Here is a 13,564-nt window from a genome sequence, read left to right as displayed (position 1 = left end):
TCTAAGCGGAGAAGAGCCCCTATGGTTATTCGTGTTTTGTTAATTTAGCAAAATCCCTGACACGTTGTTGTCCAAAAACGTGCTAGATCTCCACGCTGGTATCCAACAAGTCGACACTATTTGTACAAGGTCCTGTGTAATCTGGTCATGATTCCCTTGTGGAGGTGCAAGTGCGCGGATGTGCGAGCTTTTGCGTTGAAGTTGGCCCGCTTCGCGGGAAGGGGCCAGTTTATTCTTCACTGCCATCGGGTGACTCAAAGACCTCGTCGCCATCCATAAGATCATCCTCTTCGATGTCTTCAAACGAGACTTAACGAGCTCAAGCTTTTCTTCATCTGTCATATCAAATCCAATGCAGCCCTGGCGGGCTGCTTTTGGTCACAATCATAAGTAGCGATTGCGAAGATGATCTTTAAAATGCGCGGGATTTAGAGTTTCGCCTGTCGCTTGTTTGACTAATTCATCTGTCGTCAGCAAGCTGCCTTTGCTCCAGATGTTGTCTGATAACCAAGTAAAGATTGGTGATAGATCGCCAGAACGAATCGCGCCATTTACGTCTACGGTTTTCTGCTTCGCCGCCATACATTGCTCCAAGCGTGTAGGAAGGGAAGTAGCCAAACAAACGTTAGGTACGGTACGTGCAGTGAGAATAATCTGGATTAGCTTAAGAGAGTATCGAAGTGTCGGTCACACACAAGAAGAACGACATGGGACTTAACTATTATTTTCCTGAATTAAAAAAGGAGCACATTTAGTGCTCCAAAAGTATAAGAACAGTGTATCATTTGCTGATTAAGCTGTGGCGAACTGATAAGTACGATATCCGCCAATCAGGTTACGGGCTTTGAAACCACTGTTTACTAATTGGCGATACGCAACGTTACCGCGTAACCCAACTTGACAGTAGATAACAATCTCCTTGTCTTTAGGTAGTTCGTCCATACGCTGGCGCAGTTGGTCGACAGGGATGTTGATTGCATCCTTAATGAAACCGACATTTTCAAGCTCTCCAGGGTTACGTACATCAAGCAGGACTTGCTCGTTAGTCAGTGAGTCCATTTCATCAAAGTGAATCGGAGTGGCGTCGCCCTTGATAATGTTGTTTGCCACAAAGGCTGCTTGGTTGATCACATCTTTGGCACTGCCATACGGCGGCGCGTAAGTGAGCTCAAGGTGTTGAAGCTGATCAACGGTCATACCTGCACGTTGAGCTACTGCCATAACATCAATGCGTTTATCAACGCCATCTTTACCGACGGCTTGCGCACCTAGTATTTTCCCTGTCTTAGGGGCGAATAACATCTTGAACGAGACAATCTCAGCGCCAGGATAGTAGCTAGCGTGGCTTGCGGTATGCACATAGACTTTTTCATAGTCGACGCCTTCACGCTTCAACTGTTTTTCGTTTTTCCCTGTTGAGGCAACGGCTAGGTCAAAAATCTTACAGATAGCTGTGCCCTGTGTACCTTGATAGATTTCATTGCGTCCGAGCATGTTGTCGGCAGCCATACGACCTTGACGGTTAGCAGGGCCAGCAAGCGGAACTAGAGTTTGTGCACCTGTGACAAAGTCTTTTTCTTCGACCACATCACCCACAGCGTAGATGCTAGGATCGCTAGTCTGCATCATTTCATTGGTGTAGATACCACCTAGTTCGCCAATTTGAAGTCCTGCTTCTTTTGCTAACTTAGTCTCAGGACGCACACCGATAGCCATGATTAAGATATCAGTAGTTAATGACTCGCCATTATTAAGTGTTAATTCTAATTCACCCTCTATGTGTTGGTGCTTCTCGCTCTCGCCTGAATCAAAACTTGCGATGTGTTCGTTAGGTATATATTTCACAGACTCAAGCGCGACGCCGAGTTTTAGGTCGATGCCTTTGTCACGAATCTCCGCATGGGCAAAGCCGGCCATTTCCCGGTCTACTGGCGTCATTACTTGGTCAGCCATCTCAATCAACGAAGTCTTGATCCCAAGCTGATGAAACGCTTCCATCATTTCCAAGCCGATAAAGCCACCGCCAACAACTGTCGCGTGCTCAGGTTTATTCATTTGGATTGTTTCGATGATGCGATCCATATCTGGAATATTGCGTAGTGAATGGGTGAGGGGGTTATCGATTCCTGAGATGGGAGGAACGACGGCACCGGCTCCAGGGCTGAGTAATAAGAAGTCGTAACTCTCGCTGTAGTGATTACCATCAACAAGATTTTTGACTGTAACGGTTTTATTGGTGCGATCAATAGAGGTAACTTCGTTCATCACTCGTGCGTCAACGTTGAAGCGAGCTAAGAAGCTTTCAGGTGTTTGTAACAGAAGCTTGCTTCTATCCTCGATATCGCCACCTATGTGGTATGGCAATCCACAGTTGGCAAAAGAGACGAATGGTCCTCGTTCAAACATTATGATTTCGGCTTCTTCACTAAGACGACGAGCGCGTGCAGCAGCTGAAGCACCTCCTGCTACGCCACCGATGATTACAATTTTAGTCATACGTTTACCTATTACTGTCTCTAAGTTTAACTATACAAATTGCCGAGCATAGAGCTTGTATCTTCTTAATGATCAGTACTGGCTGGTCGCCGGCGATTGAGTAGTTTTCGAAATACCTAGATACTATAAAGATGTAAATTAGCATTGTCTAATATTTATTTTAAAGCTATCACCTCGGGATTGAGCGTTTGGTCCAAGGGCTGTGATTAGACTAAAGCACGCTAGTAAAGGTAATACGCGTTAGCGAGTCGAGTACAGGTTAGCCAAATTAACTGTCATGAGCATAATGAACAGGATCATGGATGTGCTGACTGATTACGTTCTTCAGATCTTGTTCATACAGATCTAGCCAGGCATAACGCTCGCGATACAACTTACGCTTTTGACGTTTTAGAGCTTCAAGATCTTTCCTGTTCGGGTTTGTCGGGAGACGATAGAAATAGTTATCATGCACCTGTCCATCGTGCTCTTCCCACAGACTGTCGTATTTAAGGCTGATGTCTTTGTTTTTCTTACCGTAGCGTAATGAGTTCGAGACATGACCAGACTCTTTTACCGCATAGATATTGTCGATACCCAAGTTAATAGCGAGCAGTCGTAGTGTTTCTACCATGAAGGATTTAGGTCTTAAACCGTAAAAAGCTTTGGTGAATGTGCGGCTAAATCCATTGTCATTGGCGCCACCCTGTATACCGCCGATGTAGATGTTGTTGTCGAAAACAGTAAACGAAATGGTATACATTTTTTCGAGTTGAGAGTTGGTCAATGAAATTGTCAGTTCACCTTCTTTTCTCGCGTTTCTTTCGAAGCTGAGATTAACCAGATAAACGTTGTCATCTATCTCAAGTTTTAAAAGATTGAGCCTTTCGTTATAGATTTGGTGTCTAGCTTCTGTTGCGAAGGTGTTTTCAAACCAGTCGTAGTGTTTGGATAAGATATCGGTCTTTTCTTTATTGCTAAAGCCAGTACATAAGTAGGGAGTCACAAATTTAGAAAGGAAGTTGGGTTGCTTGATAAATAATAACTTTCTCTCTTCAGAGTTGAAATTATTACTCATTTTTCGAGTAGCTGAATAATAAAACAGGGCTCGAATAGTAAACTTAATTATCGCCTTGTACTTACCCTTATTTTTATGGGTATTGGCTTCTATTCCCATGCGAACGACATTCATAATCACCTCAAAAAAGAAACGCTGCACCAACACATTAGTGTTGCGAACATTTCCCTGACTCTCATAACTAACAATGAAAATGATGATAGTGAAAAATGCGATTTGGGTATGTATGGGTATGTATAGCTATGTAACTCAATCAGTTACTTAGCGTTCAGATTTTGGACAGATGTGTTTGTCGCTTTAGTGGGGAGGGGTATCAATGTTATTTATTAGAGGCGCTTGCTCCTAAATCAAAAATGCCACTACAAATCTGCAGTGGCATTAGAACGATAACAAACTATTACCTTGCTTAAACCTAAACTTTAGTTCTTATATAAACTAAAGTTCTAACAGTTTAGCCAGTTCACGCTCTTCGAGAAGCTCTTCAATGCGTTGACGAGTCTTAGGCGTTTCGGCTTGCGCTTTAGTCGACTTGCCTGCTTTTTTGCTTCGGCTCGTTTTCGCTTTTTCCTTAGTCGTCATCGTAATCTTCCTTGTGTTTTTTGTGTTACAGGTTGCACGTCTCTTTTAGTGCCTTGCCCGCTTTAAATGCTGGCGTCTTTGATGCGGCAATCTGAATCTCTTCTCCGGTTCGCGGGTTACGACCAGTGCGAGCAGCTCGAGAGTTAACTTTAAAGCTACCAAATCCAAGGATCGATACGTCATCACCGTTCGCAAGCGAAGTAGAGATACCTTCAACTAGCGCATTTAGTGCTGTGCCTGCTTGGTCTTTTGAGATGTCTGCAGAAGTCGCGATGTGTTCAACTAATTGAGATTTGTTCATTATCTATATTCCTTATTGAGTACGGCTGGCGTCTACCTTTAGCACCTAGCTTATGCGATCTTATCAACAGCAATTGAAATAATGTCAGTGAGCGGGTAGAGCTTTGTAAAGTAACCAACAGAATTGACTATAAAAGCATCTGTCGGTTCAATCAATGCAATTCATTGATTATTATTGGTTTATAGACATGTTGCCCAAATTTACTTGAGAAAAGAGCATTAGGGTTGCCCGTTCGATTCATAATCCAAATCGAAGCTGTCATCTATCACGTTGATAACGAAAGAGTAAAAACAAAGAAGCCCAGCTTAATTGCTGGGCTTCATGTTGTGCTGTCAGAGCGATTTGTTAATTCAGAACTATTTAGTAATAAAAATTTGTTCTGTTTCTAGTGATGTCATCGTGCGAACTTGACGCCAAATGTAGTAGAAAATACCTAACATCATCAGCATGCTTGGGATGGCGATTGCTGGGTAGCTGTAAAGTGTCAGCTTGCCAAGTTCTTCATTAAAGGCAGCGGTGCCAGCAGGGCTAGTCACAATCCAAGTCGCTAGGAAGTAGTTCATAGCTGAAGAAAATGCGAAAGTACTCGCGAATAGGTAGTTGGATGTCATTAGACAACGATCAAACTTTGCTTGGTTACCGAACTGCTTTAGGCGCTCTTCAATAAGAGAGATATTTAACAGGGCCGGTGTGAAGATAACTTTCTGGATAAACGGGTAGCGGGTGAAGGTTGAGCCAAGAACCGCCAAACCAATTAGACCAGGGATTAATGCTTCTTTTAGTGCTAACCAACGAGTGTCTAGCTCAAAGAAACCAATACCGCCCGTCAATAGCACGCTTACAAAGCCGAGCGCAGCGATGAAGTTGAACTTCTTATTGCGGATTAACTCCATGCCACCATAAGCAATAGGGAAGGCAAGGGCAACAAGCAAAGCTAAGCCTGTTCCGAGATGCTCATCTCCACTGAACTTCATTAAAATGAATGAAGGAAGAAAGACGTTAAACACGACTTCGAAAAGAGGACTCGATTTTTTGTTTTCTGTGTTACTCATAATTTCTAAATACATTATGTTATGGATTTGTTCTCAGGGATTGTTGTTTACCTCGCCCAAGATGTAAAGCCTTAAGGCGTCATGCTGTGTAACGACATGTGACATCAACGACATCTCTGAGCCTATATAACGCTCAATTTAATACTTTGTGAGGGATGTTTATCTGGCCGACTTGGGGAAATCGAGTGGAAATTTTGGTTTAGTTTATTCAAACCTAATTCAGTTTATTGCGTTGTCGCGTACTCTTACTCACATTCACCGCTCTCAAACGATTGATGAATGTGAAATGAGGGAGAATAGAAAGGAATAGTTATAAGTCCATTATTGGTCGAAAAGTAGGTTAAAGCTTAAAGGGATTTGGTCGGAAATCGCTAATCCACCCACGGTCGCTGAAAGTTTGTTTAGATTCTCTGTCGATATCCCAAAATCAGCGCCGTTGACGATGATTGTCGAGGCTGAACTAACCATGACAAATCCTGAGGATGGAACCACCACAACTGGGAAATCGATCGTTTTTGTTACGCCGTGCAAGGTAACCTCCGCTGCAATGGTTGTTCTTTTTGGGTCACCGGACAACATTGACGGTTCAACTTTTCCAGATATCTTCACTTCAGGGAAAGTCATCGATTCAAAGTAGAGTTCATTCAGTCTCTGATCGCGAATAGCCACGCCAGTTCTCACACTTTTTACGTCCAACAATATGGAAAACTGACCCGCTTCGGTAAGACCACCAGATAAAGGCTTGATGGATGCGGGCTCAACAACAAACTGCTTCTTGATGGTTGCGAACGTGATATTCGATAAATTGGGGTCTAACGTGTAGCCCGTTTCCGCGAAAGATTGAGCGGAGATAACGGTGCATAGGATGCCGAGTGTAGAGATTAGTTTTTTCATAAGTTGTCACCACATTGATGAATTCACAAGTTTAACGCTCTCGAGTCGTGCATTTTTGGAGATCTTTATTTGAACTAAAGATAAATTAGAAAAAGATAGATAGAAGCTTAGTTCAGCATTCGAAAAATTACCGCAGGAAAAGAAGAGCGTCGCTGTATTACTGGAATCATGATCGACGAAGTGACTTGTTTATTTTTAGTTATGTTATAACATAACCAAAATCACTCTTGCCAAGAATAATTATTCTGTTGGTAAAAGGGAAGCGATGAGCATGTATCAAGGAGACGACGTAATGAATGCCGTGTTAACCAAGCCTTTGGCTACCAATAGCAGCCAGCCACTTAACATTAGTTCAGCTGTGAGTATTCAGGATAAGGCAAATCACAAGCCAAGCTTGAGTGCTTCTGAGCAGCCAACGGTATTAGCGGATATCTACCAAAGTGATATTAATATAGCGGTATGGCAGCGACAGTTTGATGAAGGCTTAACGACGGCAATTAGTGAATTTATCGCCTTGAATCCAAACTTTAGTAAGTCTGTTAGCGTGTCACCTGAAAATGCTTTCGATAAGTTGGAATTTGCCACCGATGGCACCGCCTCTAAAGCGCTGTTAGAAAACATGTCAGAGCTGGTGGATATGTTCTGTTGTTTGTTTGAGCTTGAAGAAGTCGGGTTGCGTTTAGCCGTTCTGAATAAAGCGATGTGTCCACGTTTCCATTTTGATCAAGTGCCTTGCCGCTTGGTGACAACTTATCATGGTGTTGCGACTCAATGGTTGCCAAACGACTTAGTCGACCGTTCTAAGCTAGGGCTAGGGGCTAACGGAAAGCCTGATTCTGTTTCAGGCCTGTACAACGACGAATCTGACATCCAGAAAATGGCCAGTGGTGATGTTGCGTTATTAAAAGGGGAGCGTTGGAGTGGCAATGAGAATAGAGGCCTTGTTCACCGTTCACCAGTCACTTCATCTGACGAAACACGATTGCTGTTAACGTTGGACTTTGGTTGATCAACTTTTGACTACTTTGTCCGCAACCTGTTTCTATTCAGACGTTCAACACGTTTAAATACCTTCCTAATGATCTAACGGTATAGCGCGATCTGTGCCGTTATTACTCTCAAACAGAGACACTCATCAGCTGACCATGTTTAACACATTAATTCAAAATTTAGAGTTTACCATTCTCTAAATCAATGGGTTACGATGCGTGCTCTTACTCACACATATGAATAATTCAACCGGTTAGCTGGTTTCTTAATTTATTTTAAAGCGTAAAATATATCCCGCTTGCAAACCGCTTTGGCAATCAATTTGTTCGCCACGGTTTATTACTTCCAAATTATAGGTTTCCTATGTTCAAGAAACTCTCGCTTAAAAATAAGCTGGCGATTTCAGCCAGTATGGCCATTATCCTGGGGGGGATTTTGGTCGAGGCATTGTCTTTTCGTGCTTCATTGCAAAGGTTGGATACAGAAGTTGAACAGCGTTTAGAAGGCGCATCGGCTTCTTACAATCAATATGTATCGGATTGGATCTTATCCAAAGAGCGTGCGCTTACTTCTCTTTCGAAAGAATCCAAACAAGAAAGCTTGGTGACTCACCTAAAACAGGTTCGTGATTCAGCCTCTTTTGATAATGTCTTCTTGGCGTTTCCAGACGGTTCGCAAAAGAACGCAAACGGAGTGGTATTGCCGCCGGGCAATGATGACCCACGTCTATGGGGTTGGTACACCAACGCGGTAGCAAACCCTAGTAAGGTGTTCATGGATAACCCAACGGTTGCTGCAGCAACTGGGGCGAACGTTGTTTCATTAGGAACAGCAATGCAACTGCATGGGCAACAGGTTGTGTTGGGTGCTGATGTAGAAATTACAGACATCTTAAACAGTCTAGAGCAGGTGATTCTTCCAGGTGAAGGTTACATGTTCATCGCGACCAACAAAGGAACGGTTTATACGCACCCTGACACTAAGTTACTGAACAAGAATATCAGTTCACTTGGGTTAAATTTCTCCGATGTACAAAATGCTCTGACTAGCGGTAAAGACACTTCTATCGAGTTGAATGGCAGCGACTATGTTCTGTACGCACGTGCGATTGATGGAACGAGCCTGATTACTGTGAGCGTTGTTAACCATGACTCTCTGGTTGCGCCACTATTTGATGCAGTGATTGGTCAAGTGTTGGTGACGCTACTTGTGGTGATCGTATGTACCATACTGTTTAACCTGTTGTGTACGATTCTATTCCGCCCGTTGAACCACGTTTCTCAAGCACTGGCGCAAATCGCGAATGGTAGTGGTGATTTAACTCAACGCATTCATGTTGAAAACCAAGATGAAGTGGGCGAGTTGGCTCATAACTTCAATACCTTTGTTGGAAGCTTACAGCAGTTGATTGGCCATATCCGTGGGCAGTCAGAACAGCTAAACAGCCAGTCAGAGCAAAGTGCTCAGCGTGCGAACCGTTCGGTGGATGAGCTTAACCATCAACAACAAGAAATCACAATGGTCGCGACGGCCGTAACTGAAATGGCGAGCGCCACGCAAGAGATAGCATCGCATGCCGAGCAAACAGCAAAAGCGGCGCAAGATTCAGCGACAAGCACTAACAGTGGTCACGCTCTGGTTGTGGATACCAAAGGTTCAATCAATAACCTAGCCAATGAAGTTAATGAAGCGGGTAGTGTGATTAGCGAACTTAACAAGCATGCTCAAGAGATCTCGACTGTACTCGCAACGATTCAAGGCATTGCAGAACAAACCAACTTACTTGCTTTGAATGCAGCGATTGAAGCGGCTCGTGCTGGTGAACAAGGTCGTGGATTTGCTGTGGTAGCGGATGAAGTACGTGTGCTTTCACAGCGTACCCACTCTTCAACGGAAGAGATCAAATCAACAATTGATATCCTGCAGCGTACAACGGCGCAAGCGGTTGAGCTGATGGAGAGCAGTTCTAAGTTGGCAATACATTCAGTAGAAGATGCCGATCGAGCTTCGCATGCGCTTGAAGAGATCAATACTGCAGTTGCTTTGATCAGCGATATGGCGACTCAAATCGCGACGGCTGCTGAAGAGCAAACACATGTGACGGGTGAAATTACCCAGAACGTGACGACCATTAAAGATGTTACCGACCACTTAGTTGTGGGCGCACAGGACAGCTTAACTGAGTCGAACGAACTTAAGAGCCAAGCCGCTGGCTTAAGTGACAAAGTGGCGACTTTTAAGCTTGCTTAACTGGTTCGCTCACTGATGCCTGATCAGTGAGTGCACGTTAAGCAATAAGCCAAAGCGACGTAGATTACGTCGCTTTTTTTGTGTCTGTGAACAATCGAATTCTTTACTAATCCGCTTCTGAAAATTCTCTAAGCGCACTCATTGCGGCTTCAGCTTTGTCTTTCTGAACGAAGATATGGTCGTGATAAAAGCCAGCAATCACGTTGGCGCTAATGCCGTAAGAACCAAGCTTGGTGGCAAAGGCTGCTGTTAATCCAACCGCTTCAAGACTGGAATGTACCGACAATGTAATCAGGCTAAACACACCATCGAAGTCTAGCTGAGCTTTGGTCGCAACTTCTTCTTTCAGAACCAGTGTTAAACCTTCTTTCTCACGAAAAGTCGAGATTGGATTGAGCTGAACATAGTCTGCCAATCCCCCGCCTACAGTACAAAAAACATAGCTCCCGTCGATTAATTCTGGTGACATGGATTTCAGTAGAAGGTCTAGGTCGGTAATGGCAGCCATAGTCAGTTTCCCTGCGTGAATAAGCTAATTGATGATGTATGCAGTCACGATAGAAGCAACTGACAGTTAAGTAAAATTAATGATTTTAATTCTGCATCAGTTTTACTAATGGCAAGTTTTCCTCCTTAGTGATGGCATCGTACTTCTACCAACTTGTCGATTGTTCCATCTCGTCAGATAAATGGTCGATAAAGGCTCTTAACAGCGGTGTGACTTGTTTACGCGTTCCATAAATAGCATGAACACCGAGCGTTTTAGGTTGCCATTCAGAAAGCAGTGGCACTAATAGACCATCACGCATCAAGGTTTCCACTGAAGGGAAGGGCAGTAAACAGATACCGTTGCCTTTGAGTGTGGCAGAAAGCAGAACCTCTGAGGTGTTTGCACTGATATTCCCTTTAATCGGAACCGATTCGAGCCCATTGGGGCCATTGAACGTCCAAGCGGTTTTGCCAAAGTAACTGAACGATAAACAGTTGTGGTGCGCTAGATCTTGGGCTTCTGTGGGTGTGCCTTTCTCTTTTAGATATTGAGGCGATGCGCAAATCACGGAGCGGCATTCACCGATCTGCTTCGCGACAATATTGGGCGTCAGTTCGTTGGTTATGCGAATGGCCAAATCGATGCGTGACTCAACCAGGTTGACGGTCTGATCAGTCGAGATAATGTCGATAGAAACCTCTGGCCATTTGGCGATGAAGCGACTAATTGATTCCATCAAGAAGCTATCGACAATCGAGTAGCTCGCAGTAATACGCAGCTGACCTTTTAAATGCTCTCGGTTTTGGTTTCTGATCCCAGCTAGGGATGTTTCCAGTGCCAAAAGTTCTCTGGCGACCTCAAGTGTTTCTTTACCTGCGCTGGTTAAACTCAAGCTTCGTGTTGTTCTGTGAAGCAAGCGTGTGTCCATCCATGTTTCTAACTCACCCAAATAACGAGTGACCTTGGTTCGTGAGAGATCAAGGTGCTCTGCCGCTGCGCTCAAACTGCCACGTTCCACTATGGTGACAAAGACATTCATTGCTTCGAGTTTATCCATTGTTTTATTGCCTAGAGAATTAAACCGACCTCAGTATATGTCCGAAAACTGCAATAGTTAAAGTCAATTTGATATCTATTTCATCTAAAAACAATCAAATAAGATATTTGGACATTCAACGAGTTGGCAGGTGTTCAACTCCAAGTATCGGAATAAAGCCATGAATACGTTATCCAAAAACCTGTTATTAAAAAGCATGCTTTTAGGAACCATAAGCCTAGGAACCGTGCTGGCATCAAGTGTTGCTTTAGCTGTGGATCTGAACATCACTCACTATAACCCCGGTGAGAACGCGATATTCCCTGCAAGCTCGGTATTGGTTTCGGGTGAGAAAGAAGTGATTCTATTTGACGCACAATTCAGTGTCGCAGACGGACAAAATTTGGTGGAGCAAATCAAAGCTACAGGCAAAAAATTATCGATGGTTTACATCAGCAGCGGCGACCCAGATTACTACTTTGGTTTGGAACCGATAGTTTCGGCATTTCCTAACGTTAAAGTCGTTGCCAGTGAAGCCGTTGTCGCGCATATCAAACGCACCAAAGATGCAAAGCTTGAATACTGGGGGCCTATATTAGAAGGCAACGCGCCCTCTAAGGTGATTGTTCCAATGGTGATGAACGACACAACATTAAGCATCGAAGGTGAAACCATCGAAGTGAAAGAGATAAATACACACCAAGCTTACCTATGGGTTCCGTCTGAAAAAACGGTGTTTGGTGGCGTGTCGGTGTATAGCGGTGTGCATGTATGGATGGCAGATACTGCATCGAAAGAGATTCGTAGCCAGTGGTCACAATCGTTGGAGCGTATGAAAGCACTAGAGCCAGAGGTTGTAATTCCGGGTCACTATTTAGGTGAAATGCCAACAGGAATAAATGCAGTTCACTTCACGAAGGATTATGTGGCTGATATTGAAAAAGCGTTGGCGGGCAAAAGTAATCCAACATCGGTCGAGATCAGTGATTACATGAAGAAAGCCTACCCGAAATTTGAGGCTACGGAAGGCGATTTAGAACTTGGCGCGAAAGTGCTAAGCGGTGAGATGGCTTGGCACTAGAGTTGATTATCTCGGTTGTGTCCCAGAACAGTCTGAAGATTGTATGCTAGATTTATTGGTGATACACAACTGGAGATATCGATGATCTGGCTTTCAGTGAAAGTACTACAGATTGGACTTGTCTATGGATACAGGAAGTATCAAAAAACGAAAAGAGCTCCAGCTTAGGAGCTCTTTTTTTGTTTCGGAGAGACGACTTTCTATTTCAAGTGAGAAAGAAAATCAGCATTTACCCGGTTTACTGTTAGTAGTCAGATTAGCCTAGTAGCCAGATCCGCCCTGCAACTCAATATCACCAATAAGCGAAAGTATGTTGAAAATAGAACCCATTACTCCTCACATCGGCGCTCGTATTCACGAACTAGAGCTTTCTACATGCAGTGCTGATGAACTCGATAAGGTGTATCAGGCACTTATTGCCCATCAAGTGATCTTTCTCGACGGGCAGACTTTGTCTCCAGAACAACACTTGATGATTGCACAGCGCTTTGGAACGTTAGAACCTGCACATCCTTTCTTCCCTCGCGTGGAAAGTGCGCCACAGGTGAGTGTGATTGAAACAACCCGTGGCAATGCGCCAAAGGAAAGTTATTGGCATACCGACTTAACGTGGCGCAGCTTGTCGTCGAAAGCTTCCCTGTTGCATGCTCAACACATTCCAAGCATTGGTGGTGACACTACCTGGTGTTCTATGACTGCGGTTTTTGAATCTCTACATGAAGATATGAAAGCTAAGTTGAGAGGGTTGTCGGCGACTCATTCGCTTGTGGCCTTTGAAGGTATAGAATCAGAAGACATTGATCTCGATTGGCACAAATCCTTGATTAAAACAGCACAGGAGAATCCGCCAGTGGTTCACTCTGTTGTTCAAGTTCATCCTGAAACGGATAAAGAAACGCTCTGTATCAATGAACAGTTTACTCGTTATATCAACGAACTCGACCGCAAAGAGAGTGATGTTTTACTCAGCCAACTGTTTGAAATTGCGAGACGCCCTGAGTTTCAAGTTCGTTTCAAATGGGACAACGGCTCAATGGCGATCTGGGATAACAGGGTAACGCAACATTACGCAGTGATAGATTACGGGGATACTCCAAGAAAAATGCATCGAGTAACAGTGACATAGCGGTAAGCTGAACACAGTTATCAAAAGAACACCGCGCATGCCCATCCCTGAACCAAGCACTCGTACTTAAATTTAAGCGTCAGCAGGGTGCATCATTCATCTACGCTTAATAATAAAAACAAATGCGTTGGTACATATTTGATTGAAACCTCACTGCTCGGACGTGATGTGTAATATAATCGGCGCCAAAATATAAGTATAAAAACCAAATC

Annotated in this window: 12 protein-coding genes and 1 pseudogene; 4 read left to right on the top strand and 9 right to left on the bottom strand. The window is 43.8% G+C overall.

Features of this window, described 5'->3' with window-relative positions; all coding sequences use genetic code 11:
* Nucleotides 1-384 precede the first annotated feature (384 nt).
* The 7 genes and pseudogenes from AB4307_RS20415 to AB4307_RS20385 form a co-directional block, all read right to left on the bottom strand.
* Nucleotides 385-619: pseudogene (locus AB4307_RS20415) on the bottom strand (carboxypeptidase M32); the annotation flags it as partial.
* 173 nt (nt 620-792) lie between these two features.
* Entirely contained in the window at nt 793-2,496 is a 1,704-nt protein-coding gene (locus AB4307_RS20410) for an FAD-dependent oxidoreductase (protein ID WP_372133256.1), read from the bottom strand.
* Nucleotides 2,497-2,764: 268 nt separating this feature from the next.
* Nucleotides 2,765-3,667 carry a VirK/YbjX family protein gene (locus AB4307_RS20405; RefSeq protein ID WP_372133253.1) on the bottom strand — a complete coding sequence of 301 codons (903 nt, stop codon included), beginning with the start codon at nt 3,665-3,667 and terminating at the stop codon, nt 2,765-2,767.
* A 321-nt stretch (nt 3,668-3,988) separates the two neighbouring features.
* On the bottom strand, nt 3,989-4,132 hold the full coding sequence (locus AB4307_RS20400) for a hypothetical protein (RefSeq protein WP_017059112.1): 144 nt from the start codon (nt 4,130-4,132) through the stop codon (nt 3,989-3,991).
* A 25-nt stretch (nt 4,133-4,157) separates the two neighbouring features.
* Complete coding sequence (locus AB4307_RS20395; RefSeq protein WP_017059113.1) at nt 4,158-4,433, bottom strand: HU family DNA-binding protein; 276 nt, start codon at nt 4,431-4,433, stop codon at nt 4,158-4,160.
* A gap of 356 nt (nt 4,434-4,789) precedes the next feature.
* Nucleotides 4,790-5,485, bottom strand: coding sequence for a VC0807 family protein (locus AB4307_RS20390; RefSeq protein ID WP_017059114.1), 696 nt, complete (start codon nt 5,483-5,485; stop codon nt 4,790-4,792).
* A 321-nt stretch (nt 5,486-5,806) separates the two neighbouring features.
* Complete coding sequence (locus tag AB4307_RS20385; protein ID WP_372133250.1) at nt 5,807-6,379, bottom strand: YceI family protein; 573 nt, start codon at nt 6,377-6,379, stop codon at nt 5,807-5,809.
* Nucleotides 6,380-6,671: 292 nt separating this feature from the next.
* On the opposite strand from AB4307_RS20385, the gene AB4307_RS20380 reads away from it, so the two are divergent.
* A complete protein-coding gene (locus AB4307_RS20380) occupies nt 6,672-7,388 on the top strand; it encodes a DUF1826 domain-containing protein (protein ID WP_372133265.1) in 717 nt (238 codons plus the stop codon).
* 344 nt (nt 7,389-7,732) lie between these two features.
* Nucleotides 7,733-9,619 carry a methyl-accepting chemotaxis protein gene (locus tag AB4307_RS20375; RefSeq protein ID WP_372133247.1) on the top strand — a complete coding sequence of 629 codons (1,887 nt, stop codon included), beginning with the start codon at nt 7,733-7,735 and terminating at the stop codon, nt 9,617-9,619.
* A 106-nt stretch (nt 9,620-9,725) separates the two neighbouring features.
* Here the strand turns inward: AB4307_RS20375 and AB4307_RS20370 are convergent, their stop codons facing one another.
* Together AB4307_RS20370 and AB4307_RS20365 are read right to left on the bottom strand one after the other, a co-directional pair.
* Nucleotides 9,726-10,127 (bottom strand): ACT domain-containing protein, encoded by a 402-nt coding sequence (locus AB4307_RS20370; protein WP_102547849.1) that lies wholly within the window; start codon nt 10,125-10,127, stop codon nt 9,726-9,728.
* Between the two features lie 145 nt (nt 10,128-10,272).
* Nucleotides 10,273-11,166, bottom strand: coding sequence for a LysR family transcriptional regulator (locus AB4307_RS20365; protein WP_017059121.1), 894 nt, complete (start codon nt 11,164-11,166; stop codon nt 10,273-10,275).
* A 160-nt stretch (nt 11,167-11,326) separates the two neighbouring features.
* Between AB4307_RS20365 and AB4307_RS20360 the strand changes: the two genes are divergently transcribed.
* Both AB4307_RS20360 and AB4307_RS20355 read left to right on the top strand, forming a co-directional pair.
* Nucleotides 11,327-12,226 carry a Vmh family MBL fold metallo-hydrolase gene (locus AB4307_RS20360; protein ID WP_372133245.1) on the top strand — a complete coding sequence of 300 codons (900 nt, stop codon included), beginning with the start codon at nt 11,327-11,329 and terminating at the stop codon, nt 12,224-12,226.
* Between the two features lie 310 nt (nt 12,227-12,536).
* Nucleotides 12,537-13,352 (top strand): TauD/TfdA dioxygenase family protein, encoded by an 816-nt coding sequence (locus AB4307_RS20355; protein WP_372133242.1) that lies wholly within the window; start codon nt 12,537-12,539, stop codon nt 13,350-13,352.
* The last annotated feature ends 212 nt before the right edge of the window (nt 13,353-13,564 follow it).

The organism is Vibrio sp. 10N.261.52.C2 (assembly GCF_041471425.1).
GTDB classification, from domain to species: Bacteria; Pseudomonadota; Gammaproteobacteria; order Enterobacterales; family Vibrionaceae; genus Vibrio; species Vibrio crassostreae_C.
This window is presented reverse-complemented; position numbering and strand designations above follow the sequence as displayed.

Bases quoted from the DNA above. Each gene is read 5' to 3' on its own strand.
- AB4307_RS20390 (WP_017059114.1), bottom strand. From the start codon at position 5,485: ATGAGTAACACAGAAAACAAAAAATCGAGTCCTCTTTTCGAAGTCGTG.
- AB4307_RS20395 (WP_017059113.1), bottom strand. From the start codon at position 4,433: ATGAACAAATCTCAATTAGTTGAACACATCGCGACTTCTGCAGACATC.
- AB4307_RS20380 (WP_372133265.1), top strand. From the start codon at position 6,672: ATGAATGCCGTGTTAACCAAGCCTTTGGCTACCAATAGCAGCCAGCCA.
- AB4307_RS20375 (WP_372133247.1), top strand. From the start codon at position 7,733: ATGTTCAAGAAACTCTCGCTTAAAAATAAGCTGGCGATTTCAGCCAGT.
- AB4307_RS20385 (WP_372133250.1), bottom strand. From the start codon at position 6,379: ATGAAAAAACTAATCTCTACACTCGGCATCCTATGCACCGTTATCTCC.
- AB4307_RS20400 (WP_017059112.1), bottom strand. From the start codon at position 4,132: ATGACGACTAAGGAAAAAGCGAAAACGAGCCGAAGCAAAAAAGCAGGC.
- AB4307_RS20365 (WP_017059121.1), bottom strand. From the start codon at position 11,166: ATGGATAAACTCGAAGCAATGAATGTCTTTGTCACCATAGTGGAACGT.
- AB4307_RS20355 (WP_372133242.1), top strand. From the start codon at position 12,537: ATGTTGAAAATAGAACCCATTACTCCTCACATCGGCGCTCGTATTCAC.
- AB4307_RS20360 (WP_372133245.1), top strand. From the start codon at position 11,327: ATGAATACGTTATCCAAAAACCTGTTATTAAAAAGCATGCTTTTAGGA.
- AB4307_RS20405 (WP_372133253.1), bottom strand. From the start codon at position 3,667: ATGAATGTCGTTCGCATGGGAATAGAAGCCAATACCCATAAAAATAAG.
- AB4307_RS20410 (WP_372133256.1), bottom strand. From the start codon at position 2,496: ATGACTAAAATTGTAATCATCGGTGGCGTAGCAGGAGGTGCTTCAGCT.
- AB4307_RS20370 (WP_102547849.1), bottom strand. From the start codon at position 10,127: ATGGCTGCCATTACCGACCTAGACCTTCTACTGAAATCCATGTCACCA.